This window comes from Zestomonas carbonaria (assembly GCF_904061905.1).
GTDB lineage: Bacteria > Pseudomonadota > Gammaproteobacteria > Pseudomonadales > Pseudomonadaceae > Aquipseudomonas > Aquipseudomonas carbonaria.
In genome coordinates this window covers 1-16,439 of sequence record NZ_CAJFCI010000057.1, presented here as the reverse complement: position 1 = coordinate 16,439, position 16,439 = coordinate 1, and the positions used below count along the sequence as shown (strand labels likewise).

Genomic DNA, 16,439 nt, shown 5'->3' with positions numbered 1-16,439 from the left:
CCCATGGCGACCCGCTCGCTCGTCGCTCTGGGGCAATCCTGGAAAGACAAGAGAGACAATCACAATGAAGACTCAGGTTGCCATTATCGGGGCCGGCCCTTCCGGCCTGCTGCTGGGCCAGTTGCTGCACAAGGCCGGGATCGACAACGTCATCGTCGAGCGCCAGACGCCGGAGTACGTCCTCGGTCGCATCCGCGCCGGCGTGCTGGAGCAGGGGACTGTCGACATGCTGCGCGAGGCCGGGGTGGCCGAGCGCATGGACGCCGAGGGGCTGGTGCACGAGGGCGTCGAACTGATCGTCGACGGCCGGCGGGTATCCATCCCCCTCAAGGAGCTGACCGGCGGCAAGACCGTGGTGGTCTACGGCCAGACCGAGGTCACCCGCGACCTGATGGACGCTCGCCGGGCCGTCGGTGCGCCCACCGTCTATTCCGCCGCCGACGTGCAGGTTCATGACATCGAGGGCGAACGCCCCTACCTGACCTACGAGAAGGACGGCCAGGTCCATCGCATCGACTGCGACTACATCGCCGGTTGCGACGGTTTCCACGGTGTCTCCCGGCAGAGCATCCCGGCCGAGGTGCTGACCCACTACGAGCGCATCTACCCGTTCGGCTGGCTGGGCCTGCTTTCCGATACCCCGCCGGTCAACGACGAACTGATCTACGCCCACCACGACCGCGGCTTCGTGCTGTGCAGCCAGCGCTCGCGCACCCGCAGCCGCTACTACCTGCAAGTGCCGCTGAGCGAAAAGGTCGAGGACTGGTCCGACGAGCGCTTCTGGGAAGAGCTCAAGGCCCGCCTGCCGGAAGACGTGGCCGGCCGGCTGGTCACCGGTCCGTCGCTGGAGAAGAGCATCGCCCCGCTGCGCAGCTACGTGGTCGAGCCGATGCAGTACGGCAAGCTGTTCCTGGTCGGCGACGCCGCCCACATCGTCCCGCCCACCGGCGCCAAGGGCCTGAACCTGGCGGCTTCCGACGTCTGCTACCTGTACCGCATCCTGGTCAGGGTCTACCGGGAAGGGCGCACCGACCTGCTGGCGAAATACTCCGAGCTGGCCTTGCGCCGTATCTGGAAGGGCGAGCGCTTCAGTTGGTTCATGACCAACCTGCTGCACGACTTCGGCGATGACAAGGACGCCTGGGACCGCAAGATGCAGCAGGCCGACCGCGAGTACTACCTGGGCTCCCACGCCGGCCTCGTCAACATCGCCGAGAACTACGTCGGCCTGCCCTACGAGGACATCGAATGAGCGTCGCCATCCCAGGAGAGGGGCTCCGCCATGGGGATATTTGACTGGAAACACTGGCTGGTGCTGCTGGTGGTGGCGATCGTCGTGTTCGGCAGCAAGCGCCTGAAAAGCCTGGGGGAAGACCTGGGCGAATCGATCAGGGGATTCCGTCGTTCCCTGCGCGACGCCGACGAGGAGGTGGCCGCCGTGGCGCCGCCGCCGCCGCCGCCGGCGATCGGCAGCGAGGTTGGCGAGCGTCAGGAGCGTCGGGAGCGACCGGCGTCGGTGGGTCCCGGCTAGCCGGGACTCCTCCGGTGCGATGCCGGCCGGATCGTTTTCCGATGAATCCGTGCCGGGTTCCGACAAATCCGTACCGAGGTCGCTGGGCGGAAGGGGCGAGCATTGCTAGTCTGCTGATAGGCGGGCGCGCAGCCCCGTCCATCCGCGCCCGGGCAGTCGCAAGGCCGGGCCTCTCATCGCATAAGGAAAGATTCGATGTCGGACGAGCGCATCGTGGGAAAGACGACGTCGCGTGAATTGCTGGACGTGCTGATTCGCGCCGGACTCATCGTCGTGCTGGTGGTGTCCTGCTACCAGATCTTCAATCCGTTCCTGGGCCTGATGCTGTGGTCGCTGATCCTGGCGGTGACGCTCCATCCGCTGAACCTTCGCCTGTCGAGCCGGTTGGGCGAGCGTCACGGGCGGGCGGCGTTCATCATCGTGGTCATCGCCCTGGCCCTGCTGATGCTGCCGTTGTCCATGCTCGGCAGTTCGATCGTCGAGTCGGTGCAGAAGGGCATGGAGCTGGTGGAGAGCGGCGGTCTGAAGATTCCTCCACCCGTGCCATCGGTGGCCGGTTGGCCGCTGGTGGGTGAGCCGTTGTTCAACTTCTGGCAGCACGCGTCGGGCGACATGAGCTGGTTGCTGCAGCAGGTGCTGCCCCATGTGCAGGGCGTGGCCAAGGTCGTCCTGGCCCAACTGGCCGGCGCCGGCCTGGGGCTGATGATCTTCATCTGTGCGCTGATCATCGCCGGGGTGATCATGGCCTACGGCGACACCGGAGCCTCCACCGCACGGGCCATCGCCACCCGGATCTCCGGGCCGGTGCGCGGGCCGCAACTGGCCGAGCTGTGCACGGCGACCATCCGCGCGGTCGCGCAGGGCGTGGTCGGCATCGCCTTCATCCAGATGCTGCTGGTGGGCGTCGGCCTGGTGCTGATGGGGATTCCCGGCGCTGGCCTGCTGGCCCTGGCCGTGCTGCTGCTGGGCATCATGCAGTTGCCGATCGCACTGATCACCCTGCCGGTGATCGCCTATGTCTTCATCGTCGACGGGGTGACTCTGGTGACCGTACTGTTCGCCGTCTGGACCTTCGTCGCCGGGCTGGTGGACAACGTGCTCAAGCCGCTGTTGCTGGGGCGCGGGGTTTCGGTGCCGATGCCGGTGGTGCTGATCGGCGCCCTGGGCGGCATGGTGGCCAACGGCATCATCGGCCTGTTCGTCGGCCCGGTGATCCTGGCGGTGGGCTACAAGCTGTTCATGTCCTGGGTCCACCAGGACCCGGAAGCCGAGACGGTGCCGGAGGAGGCGCCGACGGACAAGGTCTGAAGGGAGGTTGGGGCCCCGCGCTATTTCAATGGATCCCCGCGTTCGCGGGGATGATGGAGGGGCTTGAGTCCTCCCCGGTCCGCCACTCCCCGCGCATGCGGGAGGCCTGAACACCACCGCAGGTGGTGCTGTCCTCCCCGATCCGTCATTCCCGCGCACGCGGGAATCCAGATACTCCCCCTCAACCCGCGAGTCGGGTCTCGATACGGATTTCGCCGCTGAGCAGCTTGTGCACCGGGCAAGCGTTGGCGATTTCCAGCAGGCGTGCGCGCTGGGCGTCGTCGAGTTCGCCGTGAAAGTCGACGCGGCGCTCGATCTGGGTCAGGGCCGGCGGTGTCAGTTGCTCGGCGCTGATGAACAGCTCGACGTCTATCCCCGTCAGCGGCAGCCCCTTGCGCTGCGCATACATGCTCACGGTGATCGCCGTGCAGGCGCCCAATGCGGACAGCAGCAACTGATGCGGCGAAGGCGCGCTTTCGCCGCCGCCGAGGCTTTGCGGCGCATCGCCGAACCACTGGTGGGCGCCTTCGGAAAGGGTGACCCGGTACGGGGTGGTGCCGATCGTGGCGGTGACGATTTCTTTGCTCATCGTGCTTGCTCCTGGGATTGAACGGGTGTCTGCCGTGGCGGCGAGAGGTGCGCTAACGGTAGACCAGGCGACCCAGGGGCGGGTAGGGCGGAAAACATGTCGCAGCGTTCCATGTCGCGAACGATCGGCGATGTCGGAGCGATACAGGGGCCGCCTCGAACCGGGAAGCGATGAGCATGGTATTCAAATGTGAAATATTCTCTTTTGGAAATAGTAAAGATTTAAATTTACAAATAATATTGGCGGCGCATTCAAGGAGCTCGCCAATGCCACACCAGATCCCTTCACGCTTCGCCCTCTCCATCACCGCCTTGCTCGTCACCCTGTACGCCCAGGCCGAGCCGGATCAACCGAGTGACGGCGAAGAAGGCCAGATAACCCTGGACGCCACCCAGGTCGTGGGCCGGGCCCAGACGCTCTACAAGGTCTCCGAGGCCACTACCGGCACCCGGACGCCGACGCCGCTGGAGAAGGTGCCCCAGGCGATCCAGGTGCTGCCGCGCGAGCTGATCGACGACCAGGCGGCGCGCCAGGTGACCGACCTCTACCGCAACATCAGCGGCGTCACCCAGTTCAGCTACGCCGGCGTGACCATGCGTGGCTTCCGCCAGGAAAACGTGCTGTACGACGGCATGCGCGGCGATCCCTACGCCGGTTTCGCCGTCCCTCTGCTGTTCAACATCGACCGCCTGGAAGTGCTCAAGGGACCGGCCGGGGTGATGTATGGCGGCGGCGACCCGGGCGGGGTGATCAACTACGTGACCAAGAAACCCCAGCACCAGGCCCTGAACCGCCTGCAGGTGCAGGGCGGCAACTACGACTACCGCTCGGGCTCCTTCGAGTCCACCGGTCCCTTGCCGGGCAACGAGCGGCTGCGCTACCGGGTGGGAATCTTCACCGAGGGCGAGAACCCCTTCCGCGACAACACCGACGCCGAGAACAACGTTGCCGATTTCGGCCTGGCCATGGATATCGGCGAAACCGGCGAGCTGACCCTGCAGTACACCGAGATCAAGCAGAAGCTCAACGGCAACCGCCTGCGCGGCGTGCCGGTGAACGACAAGGGCAGTTTCCTCACCGACCGCGAGTGGAATCACAACGAGGGCACCGACTTCCTCGACCTCGACGCCCGCATCGCCCTGGCGCGCTACCAGTTCGCCCCGTCCGACATGGTCGACCTCGACTTCACTGCACGCTGGTTCGAGAACACGGAGCGGCAGCAGTACCACGAGCCCATGGGCCTGGTGGACCGCGACGGCGATGGCACCGGCGAGTGGATGACCCGCCAGTTCCGCGACCAGAAGCGCGAGAACGACGGCCTCAACCTCAACGGCAACAGCATCTGGCGCTTCGACACCGTCGGCTTCGCCCACACCCTGCTGTTCGGCGCCGACTGGTTCCAGTTGGACGGCAACCTGCGGCAGCGTACCGCCGCCAGCGACCTGCGCCCGGACGGCAGGCCGAACCCGGGCGGCACCGTCCCGGGCCTCGACCTGTTCGATCCCGCCTATGGCCAGAGCAGCCGCAGCGACTACGACCTGGACAGCCTGCCCTGGGCCTTCAGCGAAACCCGTGGCACCCGCTACGGCGGCTACCTGCAGGACCAGATCGACCTGACCGAGCGCTGGAGCCTGCTGCTGGGCCTGCGCTGGGACGAGTTCAAGGACGAGAACCGCATCAGCGACTCCTCCGTGCGCGGCGACGACCTGACCTGGCGCCTGGGCACCACCTATGAGCTGGCCCGTGGCGTGAATGCCTACGCCACCCTGGCCACCGGCTTCAACCCGCAGGCCTCCGGCAACCAGGACGAGCGCTTCGGCGGGCCCTTCGACCCCGAGGAAAGCAAGCTCTGGGAGGTCGGCCTGAAGACCGAACTGGTCGATGGCCGGGTCAACCTCAACACCGCCATCTATCGCATCGAGCGTCGCAATATCCTCCAGCAGACCGGCGAGGTGGTGAACGGCTTCAACCAGTTGTCGCCCCTCGGCCTGGTGCGCAGCCAGGGGGTGGAGGTCGACCTGCTGGCCGACCTGACCGAACGCTGGGTGCTCAACCTGTCCTACGCCTACAACGATGCCGAGGTGCGGGACGCCGGCCCCAACGGCATCACCAACTCGGTCGGCAAGCGTTTCGCCAACGCGCCGCGCAACCAGCTCGGCCTGTGGACCCGCTACGACCTGCCGCAGTGGAACTCGGCGGTGTCCTTCGGTTCCGAGTACGTCGACGAGCGCGTCAGCCTCGACGGCCAGACCGTGAAGCCCTACACCATCTTCGATGCCAGTTGGCAAACCACGATCCAGAACTGGAAGTTCCAGGCCAACGTGAAGAACCTGTTCGACCGGAAGTACGCCGCCAGCGGCTTCATCGAGCGCAACGGGCACTTCCCGGGCGAGCCGCGACGCTTCTATGTGCAGGCCACCTACGACTTCTGATCGTGCGAGCTGATCCCTCCCCGAAAACGGGCAAGCAGCACCGCCGGCTATGGTTCGACATCCATAGCTGGGCGGGGCTCAAGTTCAGCCTGCTGATGACGTTCGTCTGTCTGACCGGAACCCTGGCGGTCTTCGCCCATGAGATCGACTGGTTGCTGCACGAGGAAATCCAGGTCACGCCCCAGGCGCGCACGGCCAGTTGGGGAGACATGCTGGAGGCGATCCAGACGCGCTATCCGGACTGGACCCTGGACTACCTCGCCGCGCCCGAGGGGCCGCGTTTCGCCGCCATGGCCACGATGGTCACCGGCGACGGCGAGCGGCGCTTCGTCTGGGTCGACCCCTACCTCGGCCAGGTGACCGGGGACACCGGCTGGCTGTCGGCCCAGCGTATCCTGCGCACCAGCCACCGCCACCTGCTGCTGCCGACCCGCATCGGCGTGCCGCTGGTGTCGGCGCTGAGCCTGCTTCTGCTGTTGTCGCTGATCAGCAGCCTGTACATCTACAAACACTGGTGGCGCGGCTTCTTCACCTGGCCACGGGGCGGTCGTCCGCGCCGCCTGTGGGGCGACGTGCACCGGCTGGCGGGCGTCTGGAGCCTGTGGTTCGTCGTCCTGATGGCGGCGACCGGTTTCTGGTACCTGGTCGAGTCCCTGGGCGGCGACGCCGCCGTGCCCGCGCTGGCCAGGCAGGCCCAGTCCGAGCGGCCGGCGACGCCGCTGGATCCCGCCTCGGTGGACCGTGCGGTAACCGAGGCGCGGCGGCTCTGGCCGGCATTCGAGGTGAGGGGCCTGTACCCGTCGCCGGATGGCTCCAGCCTGCGCCTGGCCGGGCAGGCACAGGCCTGGCTGGTACGGGACCGGGCCAACGTGCTGGTCTTCGACCTGCGCCAGGGCCTCCTGCGGGGACAGTTCGACGCCAGGGACATGAGCCTTCACCAGCGCATCGCGGAAATGGCCGACCCGCTGCACTTCGGTACGTTCATGGGGCTGTCCAGCAAGTTGCTGTGGTTCCTGTTCGGCGCCGCGTTGACCGCCCTGAGCGTCACCGGTGTGTATCTCTATGGCCTGCGCAGCATCGAGGCGCTGCGCTCGCGGCAACGACGGGAGCAGAGAAGATGAGTCCGTGGAAGGTCGCCTGGCGCGGCATGGGGCGCTGGGGCTGGCTGTGCCTGGGGCTGCTGGCGGTATGGCTGGGCTTGCTGGTGGTAGTGCTGGTGCGCTGAGGCGAGCGCTTGGCAGGCGTCCTCGCTCAGCATTCGATGATGTTCACCGCCAGCCCGCCGCGGGCGGTCTCCTTGTACTTGCTCTTCATGTCGGCGCCGGTCTGGCGCATGGTGCGGATCACCTTGTCGAGCGAGACGTAGTGCTTGCCGTCGCCGCGCAGGGCCATGCGCGCGGCGTTGATGGCCTTCACCGAACCCATGGCGTTGCGCTCGATGCACGGCACCTGGACCAGCCCGCCGATGGGGTCGCAGGTCAGGCCGAGGTTGTGCTCCATGCCGATCTCGGCGGCATTCTCCACCTGCTGCACGGTGCCGCCGAGCACTTCGCAGAGCGCGCCGGCGGCCATCGAGCAGGCCACGCCCACCTCGCCCTGGCAGCCCACCTCGGCGCCGGAGATCGAGGCGTTCTCCTTGTAGAGGATGCCGATGGCGGCGGCGGTGAGCAGGAAGCGCTCGACGCCCTGGTCGTTCGCGCCGGGAATGAAGCGTGAGTAGTAGTGGAGCAGCGCCGGGATGATGCCGGCCGCGCCGTTGGTCGGTGCGGTGACCACCCGGCCGCCGCTGGCGTTTTCCTCGTTCACCGCCAGGGCGTAGAGGTTCACCCAGTCGAGCACGTTCAGGCTGTCGCGCAGGTTGGCTTCCGGATGTTCGCTGAGCTGGCGGTACAGCGCGGCGGCGCGGCGCTTGACCTTGAGCCCGCCGGGCAGGATGCCTTCGTTGTGGCAGCCGTTGCTCACGCAGTCCTGCATGACCTGCCAGATGCGTTGCAGCCCGGCCGAGGTGTCGGCGTCCGGGCGCCAGGCCTTTTCGTTCTCGCGCATCAGTTGGCTGATCGACAGGCCGTGCCCGACGCACAGGTCCAGCAACTGCCTGGCGGTGGTGAAGGGGTAGGGGAGTTCGGTACGGTCCTCCACGATGCGGTCGAGGCCGGCGGCGCTCTCGTCGACCACGAAGCCACCGCCCACCGAGTAGTACTCGCGGCTGCGCAGTTGCAGGCCGGCGACGTCGAAGGCGCGGAAGATCATGCCGTTGGGGTGATAGGGGAGCGGCTTGCGGATGAACGCCAGGTGTTCCTTCTCGTGGAAAACGATCGGTTTGTGGCCGAGCAGGTTGAGGCGACCGCTGCCGCGCAGGCGTTCCAGGCGCTCGGGAATGCTCCGGGTGTCCACCAGGTCCGGCTGTTCGCCTTCCAGGCCGAGCAGCACCGCCTTGTCGCTGCCGTGGCCCTTGCCGGTGGCGCCGAGCGAGCCGTACAGCTCTACCTTGACGGTCTCGGTGTCTTCCAGAAGGCCATCGCGTTGCAGGCCCTCGGCGAAACGCACGGCCGCGCGCATCGGGCCCACGGTGTGCGAGCTGGAGGGGCCGATGCCGATCTTGAACAGGTCGAATACGCTGAGTGCCATGCCGGTCTCGTGATGGCTGCCGTTCCTGTTCAGCTTAGATCACGTGTCCCGACCGCCGACTGTGGGGGCGAGTTCTGCTCGCGAACTCCGGCAACGCAAAAGCTTCGCGAGCAGAGCTCGCGCCTACGGATACTGGATCCCCGCGAACGCGGGGACCCAATAAAAAGAAACCCAATAAAAAGCACAGGAATCCACAACCAACCGACCCACAACGCCTTCTGCTTGAAATATTGAACGGGCGGTGCGTATTTTGTACGCGTCGCCCATAGGGAGCGGCATCAGTCTCTACAAGGATAAGAAGTCATGACTACCGAAGGCCGTGGTTCGCTCGCCGAACGCTTGAGCGGCATCGATGAAATCGAGTGTGTAACCCCTGATCTCAATGGCGTGCCGCGCGGCAAGGTGATGACCGCCGAAGGCTTTCTCGCCGGCCGCCGGCTGCAACTGGCGCGTGGCGTATTGCTGCAATGCATCATGGGCGGCTATCCGCCGGCCAGCTTCTACGGCAGCGACGACGGTGACCTGGCGCTGGTCGCCGATCCCGCGCAGATCCACCGCCTGCCCTGGAGCGACACGCCGCGCGCCCTGGCGGTCTGCGATGCCGTCGAGCTGGACGGCAAGGCTTCCGGGCTGTCCACCCGCGCACTGCTCAAGCAGGTGATCGCCGCCTACGCCGAGCATGGCCTGGCGCCGGTGGTGGCGACCGAGCTGGAGTTCTTCGTGTTCGCCCCGAACGCCGATCCGCAGCAGCCGTTCCAGCCGCCGCGGGGCCTGGATGGGCGTCGCGAGGTCGGGCATTCGGCGTTCAGCGTGGCCTCCAACAACGGCCTGCGGCCGTTCTTCGCGGAGGTCTATCGCTGCATGGAGGCGCTCGGCCTGCCGCGCGATACCTTCATGCACGAGATGGGCGTCAGCCAGTTCGAGATCAACCTGTTGCACGGCGATCCGCTGCTGCTGGCCGACCAGACCTTCCTGTTCAAGCACCTGCTCAAGGAAGTGGCGCTCAAGCACGGCCTGACCGTGGTGTGCATGGCCAAGCCGCTGGCCGGCACGCCGGGCAGTTCCATGCATATCCACCAGAGCGTGGTGGAGCAGGGCAGCGGCCGGAACATCTTCAGCGATGAGGCGGGCGAGGCGACGCCGGCCTTCTACCATTTCATCGGGGGCCAGCAGGCGGCGCTGGCCGACTTCACCCTGCTGTTCGCCCCGCATGTGAACTCCTACCAGCGCCTCTGCCACCCCTACGCCTCGCCGAACAATGCCTGCTGGTCGCACGACAACCGCGCCGCCGGCCTGCGCATCCCGGCCAGTTCGCCGGCCGCGCGGCGGGTGGAGAACCGCCTGCCGGGCGCCGACGCCAACCCCTACCTGGCCCTGGCCGCCAGCCTGGCCGCCGGCCTGCACGGGATCGACGAGAAGCTGGAGCCGAGCCCGCCGATCCAGGGCGAGTTCGCGGTGCCGGACGAGCTCACGCTGCCATGTGCCATGCACACGGCGATCGAGCGTCTGAAGCGCAGCCAGTTGGCGCGGGAATGGTTCGGCAACGAGTTCATCGACGGCTACATTGCTAGCAAGGCGTTGGAGCTGGGCAGCTTCCTCGATGAGATCACGCCGTGGGAGCGGCGTGTGCTCGCCGCCCAGGCCTGACGCATCCGGACACGGCCATGACCTTTTCAGGCATGGACCGTTCCGGCGTTTCCCCCATCATTTCCGCTGGTACGGAAATACCCCCTACGAACGGAGCCAAGGAGACACCGGCGGGCAAATGAGAGGCATCTGGAAATCCTTCAGGGCGTTGTATTTCGCCACCCTGCTGATGTTGATCGGCTCCGGCCTGCTCAGCACCTACCTGGCGCTGCGCCTGGCCGACCGCGCCGATGGCCTGTGGGTCGGCGCGCTGATGGCGGCCAACTATTTCGGCCTGGTGCTCGGCGGCAAGCTCGGCCACCGGCTGATCGCCAGGGTCGGGCACATCCGCGCCTACGTCGCCTGCGCCGGGGTGGTCACCGCGGCGGTGCTCGGCCACGGCCTGCTCGACTGGCTGCCGGCCTGGCTGGTGCTGCGCGCCATGGTCGGCCTGGGCATGATGTGCCAGTACATGGTGATCGAGAGCTGGCTCAACGAGCAGGCCGAGGCGAGCCAGCGCGGCCAGGTATTCTCCGGCTACATGATTGCTTCCTACCTGGGGCTGGTGCTGGGGCAACTGGCGCTGGTGCTGCATCCGGGCCTCGGTCCGGAGCTGCTGATGCTGGTGGCGCTGTGCTTCGCGCTGTGCCTGGTGCCGGTGGCGCTGACCCGCAAGCTGCACCCGGCGCCGCTGCACCCGGCGCCCCTGGAACCGCGTTTCTTCATCGGACGGGTGCCGCAGTCGCTGACCACGATACTGGTTTCCGGGCTGGTGATCGGCTCCTTCTACGGCCTCGCGCCGCTCTACGCCACGCGCCAGGGGCTGGGCACCGAGCAGGTCGGCCTGTTCATGGGGAGCTGCATCCTGGCCGGCTTGCTGGTGCAGTGGCCGCTGGGCTGGCTGTCCGACCGCCATGATCGCGCCCGCCTGATCCGTGGCTGCGCGATATTGCTGGCGCTGGCCGCGCTACCCCTGGCGGTACTGCCGCAAGCGCCGTTGCCGATGCTGTTCGCCGTCGGCTTCGTGGTCTGCCTGTTGCAGTTCTGCCTCTATCCGCTGGCGGTGGCGTTTTCCAACGACCACGTGGAAACCGAGCGGCGGGTGTCGCTGAGCGCCATGCTGCTGGTCACCTTCGGCGTCGGCGCCTGCGTCGGCCCCTTGCTGGGCGGGGTGCTGATGCGCCTGCTGGGGGCCAACATGCTGTATGTGTTCGTCGTGCTGTGCGCCCTGGTGCTGGTCTGGCGAGTGCGTCCGGAAGCGGTCACCCACCTGCATCAGGTCGAGGATGCGCCGCTGCACCACGTGGCGATGCCGGACAACCTGACCAGCTCGCCGCTGGTGGCCGCGCTCGATCCGAGGGTCGACGAGCAGGTGGTCAAGGACCAGATGCTGGGAACTGCGGAGCCGCAGGCGGACGAGCCGAAGGTCTGACGGCTACAGCTCGTCGCGCCGCGCCTCGCGCTGCAACTGGTAGACGAAGCGCTCGATCTGCCGTTGTTCCAGCCCGCCGATCTGGTGGAAGCGCAGGCCGGCGAAGCTCAGGTCGAGCTTTTCTTCGTACTGCACATGGCGCAGTTCGACCGCGCAGGTCAGGGTCCCGAAGGGGAGCTGGATGGTCAGGCGCTCGTAGACCTGGCCCGGTTGCAACTGCTTGCCGAGGTCGCCGGAGAAGCGCAGCTTGCAGCCGGTGGCGGAGATATCCAGCATCTGGCCTTTCAGCGACTTGGCCAGCTTGTCGCCCGCCAGCTCGATGCCGACCATCTGGGTCTGCTTCAGAGGGGCGCGGTAGGCGTTGCGGCGCTGATGGTAGTGGACCTCGCCGGGCAGCAGGCTCCAGTAGCAACGATGCCCTTCGAGCTCGCCGAACTGAACCGGGTGCTGGCATTCCCAGGCAATCCGCACGCCTTCGTGGAAGCCTTCGACCTTGAAGCTTTCGCCGTTGCTCAGGAAGCGTTCGCCGTCGTTCGGGATCAGTTCGTCGAAGGCCAGGTAGCCGCGCTCGCGGTTGACCTCGATGAGGTAGGTCTGGAAGCGCTGGCTGCGCTCATGGAAGGTAATCACCAGCGGATCGTGGTGTTGCTGCAGCAGGCGCAGGTTGGAGTAGATCTCCAAGGGGGCGGTGAGAACTCTTGGGGGTTGCGGGCCATTATCCGCGTTGAAGGGGTTGGACACGGTCCGCGCATCTCCGGGCTGGAATTCCAGCGCTAGCATACTGGCGTTTTGCCTTTATGTCCGCGCCGTCTCGTTCTGGTGTTCGGCTCGTTCAGGCCTGGCTGAGTGGGCGCTGCGTGGCGACGCTGGCAGTGCCGCCGCGGCTGTCGTAGAGCCCCGGGGTGTCGCTGCCGCCGCGCAGGATGCCGAGCACGCTGCGTACCGAGGCCTGGCTGGTGCGCACGACGCGGCCGTTGCGCAGGTTGGCGGCCTGGCATTCCTCCAGCAGGGCGCTCAGTTCGTCGCCACGGGCCAGCAGCTCGGCGCCCTGGGCGGAGCGGCTGGCGAGGGTTTCGAGGCCGGCGCGATCGGCGCCGAGTTGCAGGCTGGCCATGATCTGGTTGCGCTGGTTGCCGTGTTGGGCAAGTTGCGCGAGCAAGGGCTGCTTCTCGCCGAGAAGGCTTTCCAGGCGCGCCAGGTCGCGCTCGCCGAGAGCCTGGAATTCGGCTTCTATCAGCTCGAGCAGGCGCCGGGCGGCGGTGATGTCCTCGTTGAACAGTTGCAGCAGGGTTAGATCGTGCATGGCAGGCTCTGGGAGTCAGCGGGCCGGTGTGGCCCGAAGGGCGTCCAACATCTCCAGCGCGCCCGGGGGACTTAGCGCTGGGATTCGAAGTTGAGCAGCTTGCTGGCGACGCGCTGGCTGTCGACCTGGTAGCTGCCGTCGGCGATCGCCTGCTTGAGACGCTCCACGCGCTCCTTGTCGACGATGGGCTGGTCGTTCAGCTTTTCGGTGATCTTCTGCAACTGCTGGGCCTCCTGGCTGAGCTGCACGGATTCACCGGCCTGGGCCGCCGTCTGCTCGGTCGGCGCTTGCGGCGAAGCGGGCTGTTGGGTGCCGACGGACTCGCTGCGAGCCCCGCTCTGGGTGCCGGTGGTACGTCCAGCGGTGCTGGGCGTGGCGGCATTGTTGGGCCGGTTGAAGTCGATGACCATGATGCGAAAACCTCTGAGGGTGTTGGACGCTTGCCAGGTTTTTCGGCCGAGCCTGAAGAAACTTTAGGGTAAAAACGCGCATTTCATCCCAATTTCTACAGACTGGTCGAGCGATGCCGCGTCGATAACCGCCTCACCGGGGCATTTTAGGAAAAATCATCCCCGGCAGGCCACAGGAGTCGTGCCTACAACGCCACTTCGACCATCCCCGGGCCGGCGACCCGTGCCTTGATCACCCGCTGCGAACTCAGGTTGCGCACGCGGATCTGCTGGCCTTCGGCGCCATCGGACAGGGCCTCGCCGTTCATGTGCACGTTCACCTTGCCGCCGCGCGCGCTGATCATCACGTGGTCGCCCTTGCGGACCACCTGCGAACGTTGCAGGTGCGCAGGGGCCAGCACCTGGTCCGCCAGCAGCGGGCGGGTGATGGTCTTGCCGACTGCCTGTTCCATGGCGGTCAGGTAGCCCTGGCCGAGCAGGCCGACATCGCGCTCCACCAGGCTGAGATCGTCCACGCCGATGGTTTCGCCACGCTTCATCGGCCGGATGAGCGCGACCACATCGCGGAACAGCTTGACCTGGGCGGGGACGAACACCGTCCAGGGCGAGTTGCCGTCGCAGCGCACGCGGACGGTGACCCGGCCGATGGGGCTCGCGGCGTTTTCCTGCGAGGCCGTCAAATCCCTGTCGCATTGCGCCAGGCGCAGGCGTGGGTCGAGGCGGTTGACCTGTATTTCGTAGCGGCCTTCGATGCCGCTGCGCTGCAAATAGTCCTCGACCGTGAACTCAAGAAAACCCTGGGCGGTGCCGATAAGCACTTCAGGCGGGGTCGTGGTGGCGTTTGCGGCGGAGCTGTAGCCGAGCCATGGCAATCCCGGTAAAACTGCCAGGCAGATGGCGTGGCGTTTTGCCACCAGGCGCCGAAAATATGTCGTCATCAGGTTCATACGACTTGTGTAGCAAGGCCCGTGCCGCCTCGGGGCGACGGTGTCAACGAATGAGGAGACCGCGGCATGGCCGGTGTGATGGATTCAGTTAACCAGCGGACGCAACTGGTCGGGCAGAACCGCCTGGAGCTGCTGCTGTTCCGCCTCGATGGCCGCCAGCTCTACGGCATCAACGTGTTCAAGGTGAAGGAGGTGCTGCAGTGCCCCAGGCTCACCGTGATGCCCAAGTCCAGCCCGGTGGTGCGCGGGGTGGCGAACATCCGTGGCGGCACCATCCCGATCCTCGACCTGTCGCTGGCCACCGGGCGGCGCAGCCTGGATGACCTGGCCAACAGCTTCGTCATCATCACCGAGTACAACACCAAGGTGCAGGGCTTCCTGGTGCGCTCGGTGGAACGCATCGTCAACATGAACTGGGAAGAGATCCTGCCGCCGCCGAAGGGCACCGGCCGCGAGCACTACCTGACCGCCGTCGCCCAACTGGACCAGCAACTGGTCGAGATCATCGACGTGGAGAAGATCCTCGCCGAGGTGGCGCCGACTTCCGAGGTGATTTCCGAGGGGGTGATCGACGCCGAGACCCAGAGCAAGGCCGTCAGCAAGCGCGTGCTGATCGTCGACGACTCGTCGGTGGCGCGCAAGCAGGTGACCCGTTGCCTGCAGACGGTGGGGGTGGAGGTCACCGCCCTGAACGACGGCCGCGAAGCCCTGGACTACCTGCGCCAGCTCGCCGACTCGGGCAGGAACCCCAACGACGAGTTCCTGATGCTGATCTCCGACATCGAGATGCCGGAGATGGACGGCTACACCCTGACCGCCGAGGTCCGCCACGATCCGCGCATGCAGAACCTGCACATCCTCCTGCATACTTCGCTTTCCGGCGTGTTCAACCAAGCTATGGTGAAGAAGGTCGGGGCGGACGATTTCCTCGCCAAGTTCCGTCCGGATGACCTGGCTTCACGCGTGGTGGAGCGCATCCGGGTGACGGATGGGGGCTGAGAGTCATCTTCTTGGCGGTATCCATGACAGGAGAGGCGGCCTTAGTGTCTTCAGGTGATTTGGGTTTCGATCAGTTCCGGGCGTTCCTGGAGAAGGCCTGCGGCATCCTGCTGGGCAGCAACAAGCAGTACCTGGTTTCCAGCCGGCTGAACAAACTGATGGAGCAGAACGGCATCAGGAGCCTCGGTGAGCTGGTCCAGCGCATGGAAACCATGCCGCGCAGCGGCCTGCGCGAGCAGGTGGTGGACGCCATGACCACCAACGAGACCCTGTGGTTTCGCGATACCTATCCGTTCGAGGTGCTCAAGTCGCGGGTGCTGCCGGAACTGCTCAAGGAAACCCCGAACCAGCGCCTGCGTATCTGGTCGGCGGCGTCCTCGTCCGGCCAGGAGCCGTATTCGATCTCGATGGCCATCGACGAATTCGAGCGCAGCAACCCCGGCATGTTGCGCGGCGGCGTGCAGATTCTCGGCACCGACCTGTCCAGCTCCATGCTGCAGGCCTGCCGCACGGCCGAGTACGACAGCCTGGCGATCGGCCGGGGCCTGTCCCAGGATCGCCTGCAGCGCTACTTCGACAACAAGGCGCCGGGCCGCTGGGCGGTCAAGCCGGCGATCAGGAACCGCGTCGAGTTCCGCGCCCTGAACCTGCTGGACAGCTACGCGGTGCTTGGCAAGTTCGACATCGTGTTCTGCCGCAACGTACTGATCTACTTCTCCGCCGACGTGAAGCGCGACATCCTCCTGCGCATCCACGCCACCCTGCGGCCAGGCGGCTACCTGTTCCTGGGTGCCTCCGAAGCGCTGAACGGCCTGCCGGACCACTACCAGATGGTCCAGTGCAGTCCGGGGATCATCTACAAGGTGAAGTGATTCAGGGGGGGCAGTGGCTGCCCGTAGAATGGGGCGAGCGAAGCTCACCCGTCATCCCCGCGAAGGCGGGGATCCAGAAGCTGGTAGCCCGGATGCAATCAGGGAGATGTGCCTACCCACAGACCCCTCTCCCCCGGCCCCTCTCCCATGAATGGGAGAGGGGTGACAGGGGACGAAGCTTCGGCGTTTCAGGCCAGTTCGAAGTTTCCCTGGGGACTGGTGGCCGGAGGATGGGTATCGTCGCTGCGCTCCTCGACCCATCCTACGAAGCTCATCCGTCATCCCCGCGAAGGCGGGGATCCAGAAGCTGGTAGCCCGGATGCAATCCGGGGAGATGCGTCCACCCACAGACCCCTCTCCCC

The 16,439-nt window shown here is 66.2% G+C and carries 15 protein-coding genes; 9 read left to right on the top strand and 6 right to left on the bottom strand.

The window, feature by feature from the left end:
- The first annotated feature begins 64 nt into the window (after positions 1 to 64).
- From pobA to PSEWESI4_RS14345, 3 genes are all read left to right on the top strand, one after another.
- Positions 65 to 1,252, top strand: coding sequence for a 4-hydroxybenzoate 3-monooxygenase (gene pobA, locus PSEWESI4_RS14355; RefSeq protein WP_187671892.1), 1,188 nt, complete (start codon positions 65 to 67; stop codon positions 1,250 to 1,252).
- Positions 1,253 to 1,282: 30 nt separating this feature from the next.
- On the top strand, positions 1,283 to 1,531 hold the full coding sequence (gene tatA / locus PSEWESI4_RS14350; RefSeq protein ID WP_187671891.1) for a twin-arginine translocase TatA/TatE family subunit: 249 nt from the start codon (positions 1,283 to 1,285) through the stop codon (positions 1,529 to 1,531).
- A 195-nt stretch (positions 1,532 to 1,726) separates the two neighbouring features.
- Positions 1,727 to 2,839 (top strand): AI-2E family transporter, encoded by a 1,113-nt coding sequence (locus PSEWESI4_RS14345; RefSeq protein WP_187671890.1) that lies wholly within the window; start codon positions 1,727 to 1,729, stop codon positions 2,837 to 2,839.
- A gap of 181 nt (positions 2,840 to 3,020) precedes the next feature.
- Here the strand turns inward: PSEWESI4_RS14345 and PSEWESI4_RS14340 are convergent, their stop codons facing one another.
- Positions 3,021 to 3,428 (bottom strand): OsmC family protein, encoded by a 408-nt coding sequence (locus PSEWESI4_RS14340; protein ID WP_187671889.1) that lies wholly within the window; start codon positions 3,426 to 3,428, stop codon positions 3,021 to 3,023.
- A gap of 266 nt (positions 3,429 to 3,694) precedes the next feature.
- On the opposite strand from PSEWESI4_RS14340, the gene PSEWESI4_RS14335 reads away from it, so the two are divergent.
- Positions 3,695 to 5,860 carry a TonB-dependent siderophore receptor gene (locus PSEWESI4_RS14335; protein ID WP_187671888.1) on the top strand — a complete coding sequence of 722 codons (2,166 nt, stop codon included), beginning with the start codon at positions 3,695 to 3,697 and terminating at the stop codon, positions 5,858 to 5,860.
- Between the two features lie 2 nt (positions 5,861 to 5,862).
- On the top strand, positions 5,863 to 6,981 hold the full coding sequence (locus PSEWESI4_RS14330) for a PepSY-associated TM helix domain-containing protein (protein ID WP_210768856.1): 1,119 nt from the start codon (positions 5,863 to 5,865) through the stop codon (positions 6,979 to 6,981).
- A 130-nt stretch (positions 6,982 to 7,111) separates the two neighbouring features.
- Here PSEWESI4_RS14330 and PSEWESI4_RS14325 read toward each other — a convergent pair whose 3' ends face one another.
- Positions 7,112 to 8,488 (bottom strand): L-serine ammonia-lyase, encoded by a 1,377-nt coding sequence (locus tag PSEWESI4_RS14325; RefSeq protein WP_187671887.1) that lies wholly within the window; start codon positions 8,486 to 8,488, stop codon positions 7,112 to 7,114.
- A 303-nt stretch (positions 8,489 to 8,791) separates the two neighbouring features.
- On the opposite strand from PSEWESI4_RS14325, the gene PSEWESI4_RS14320 reads away from it, so the two are divergent.
- Together PSEWESI4_RS14320 and PSEWESI4_RS14315 are read left to right on the top strand one after the other, a co-directional pair.
- The gene (locus PSEWESI4_RS14320; protein WP_456243217.1) at positions 8,792 to 10,135 is read left to right on the top strand and encodes a glutamine synthetase family protein; all 1,344 of its coding nucleotides are present in this window, start codon (positions 8,792 to 8,794) and stop codon (positions 10,133 to 10,135) included.
- 118 nt (positions 10,136 to 10,253) lie between these two features.
- Positions 10,254 to 11,546: an MFS transporter gene (locus PSEWESI4_RS14315; protein WP_187671886.1), complete on the top strand. Its 1,293-nt coding sequence runs from the start codon at positions 10,254 to 10,256 to the stop codon at positions 11,544 to 11,546.
- A 3-nt stretch (positions 11,547 to 11,549) separates the two neighbouring features.
- Here PSEWESI4_RS14315 and PSEWESI4_RS14310 read toward each other — a convergent pair whose 3' ends face one another.
- The 4 genes from PSEWESI4_RS14310 to flgA all read right to left on the bottom strand — a co-directional run bounded on the left by PSEWESI4_RS14310 (position 11,550) and on the right by flgA (position 14,206).
- Entirely contained in the window at positions 11,550 to 12,326 is a 777-nt protein-coding gene (locus PSEWESI4_RS14310; RefSeq protein ID WP_235978945.1) for a flagellar brake protein, read from the bottom strand.
- Between the two features lie 52 nt (positions 12,327 to 12,378).
- Positions 12,379 to 12,849: a flagella synthesis protein FlgN gene (locus tag PSEWESI4_RS14305; protein ID WP_187671885.1), complete on the bottom strand. Its 471-nt coding sequence runs from the start codon at positions 12,847 to 12,849 to the stop codon at positions 12,379 to 12,381.
- A 71-nt stretch (positions 12,850 to 12,920) separates the two neighbouring features.
- Positions 12,921 to 13,259 (bottom strand): flagellar biosynthesis anti-sigma factor FlgM, encoded by a 339-nt coding sequence (gene flgM / locus PSEWESI4_RS14300; RefSeq protein WP_187671884.1) that lies wholly within the window; start codon positions 13,257 to 13,259, stop codon positions 12,921 to 12,923.
- A 185-nt stretch (positions 13,260 to 13,444) separates the two neighbouring features.
- Positions 13,445 to 14,206: a flagellar basal body P-ring formation chaperone FlgA gene (gene flgA, locus PSEWESI4_RS14295; RefSeq protein ID WP_187671883.1), complete on the bottom strand. Its 762-nt coding sequence runs from the start codon at positions 14,204 to 14,206 to the stop codon at positions 13,445 to 13,447.
- Positions 14,207 to 14,272: 66 nt separating this feature from the next.
- Here flgA and PSEWESI4_RS14290 point away from each other — a divergent pair, with 66 nt between their 5' ends.
- Positions 14,273 to 15,205, top strand: coding sequence for a chemotaxis protein CheV (locus tag PSEWESI4_RS14290; RefSeq protein ID WP_187671882.1), 933 nt, complete (start codon positions 14,273 to 14,275; stop codon positions 15,203 to 15,205).
- Positions 15,206 to 15,249: 44 nt separating this feature from the next.
- Positions 15,250 to 16,077 (top strand): protein-glutamate O-methyltransferase CheR, encoded by an 828-nt coding sequence (gene cheR / locus PSEWESI4_RS14285; RefSeq protein WP_187671881.1) that lies wholly within the window; start codon positions 15,250 to 15,252, stop codon positions 16,075 to 16,077.
- The last annotated feature ends 362 nt before the right edge of the window (positions 16,078 to 16,439 follow it).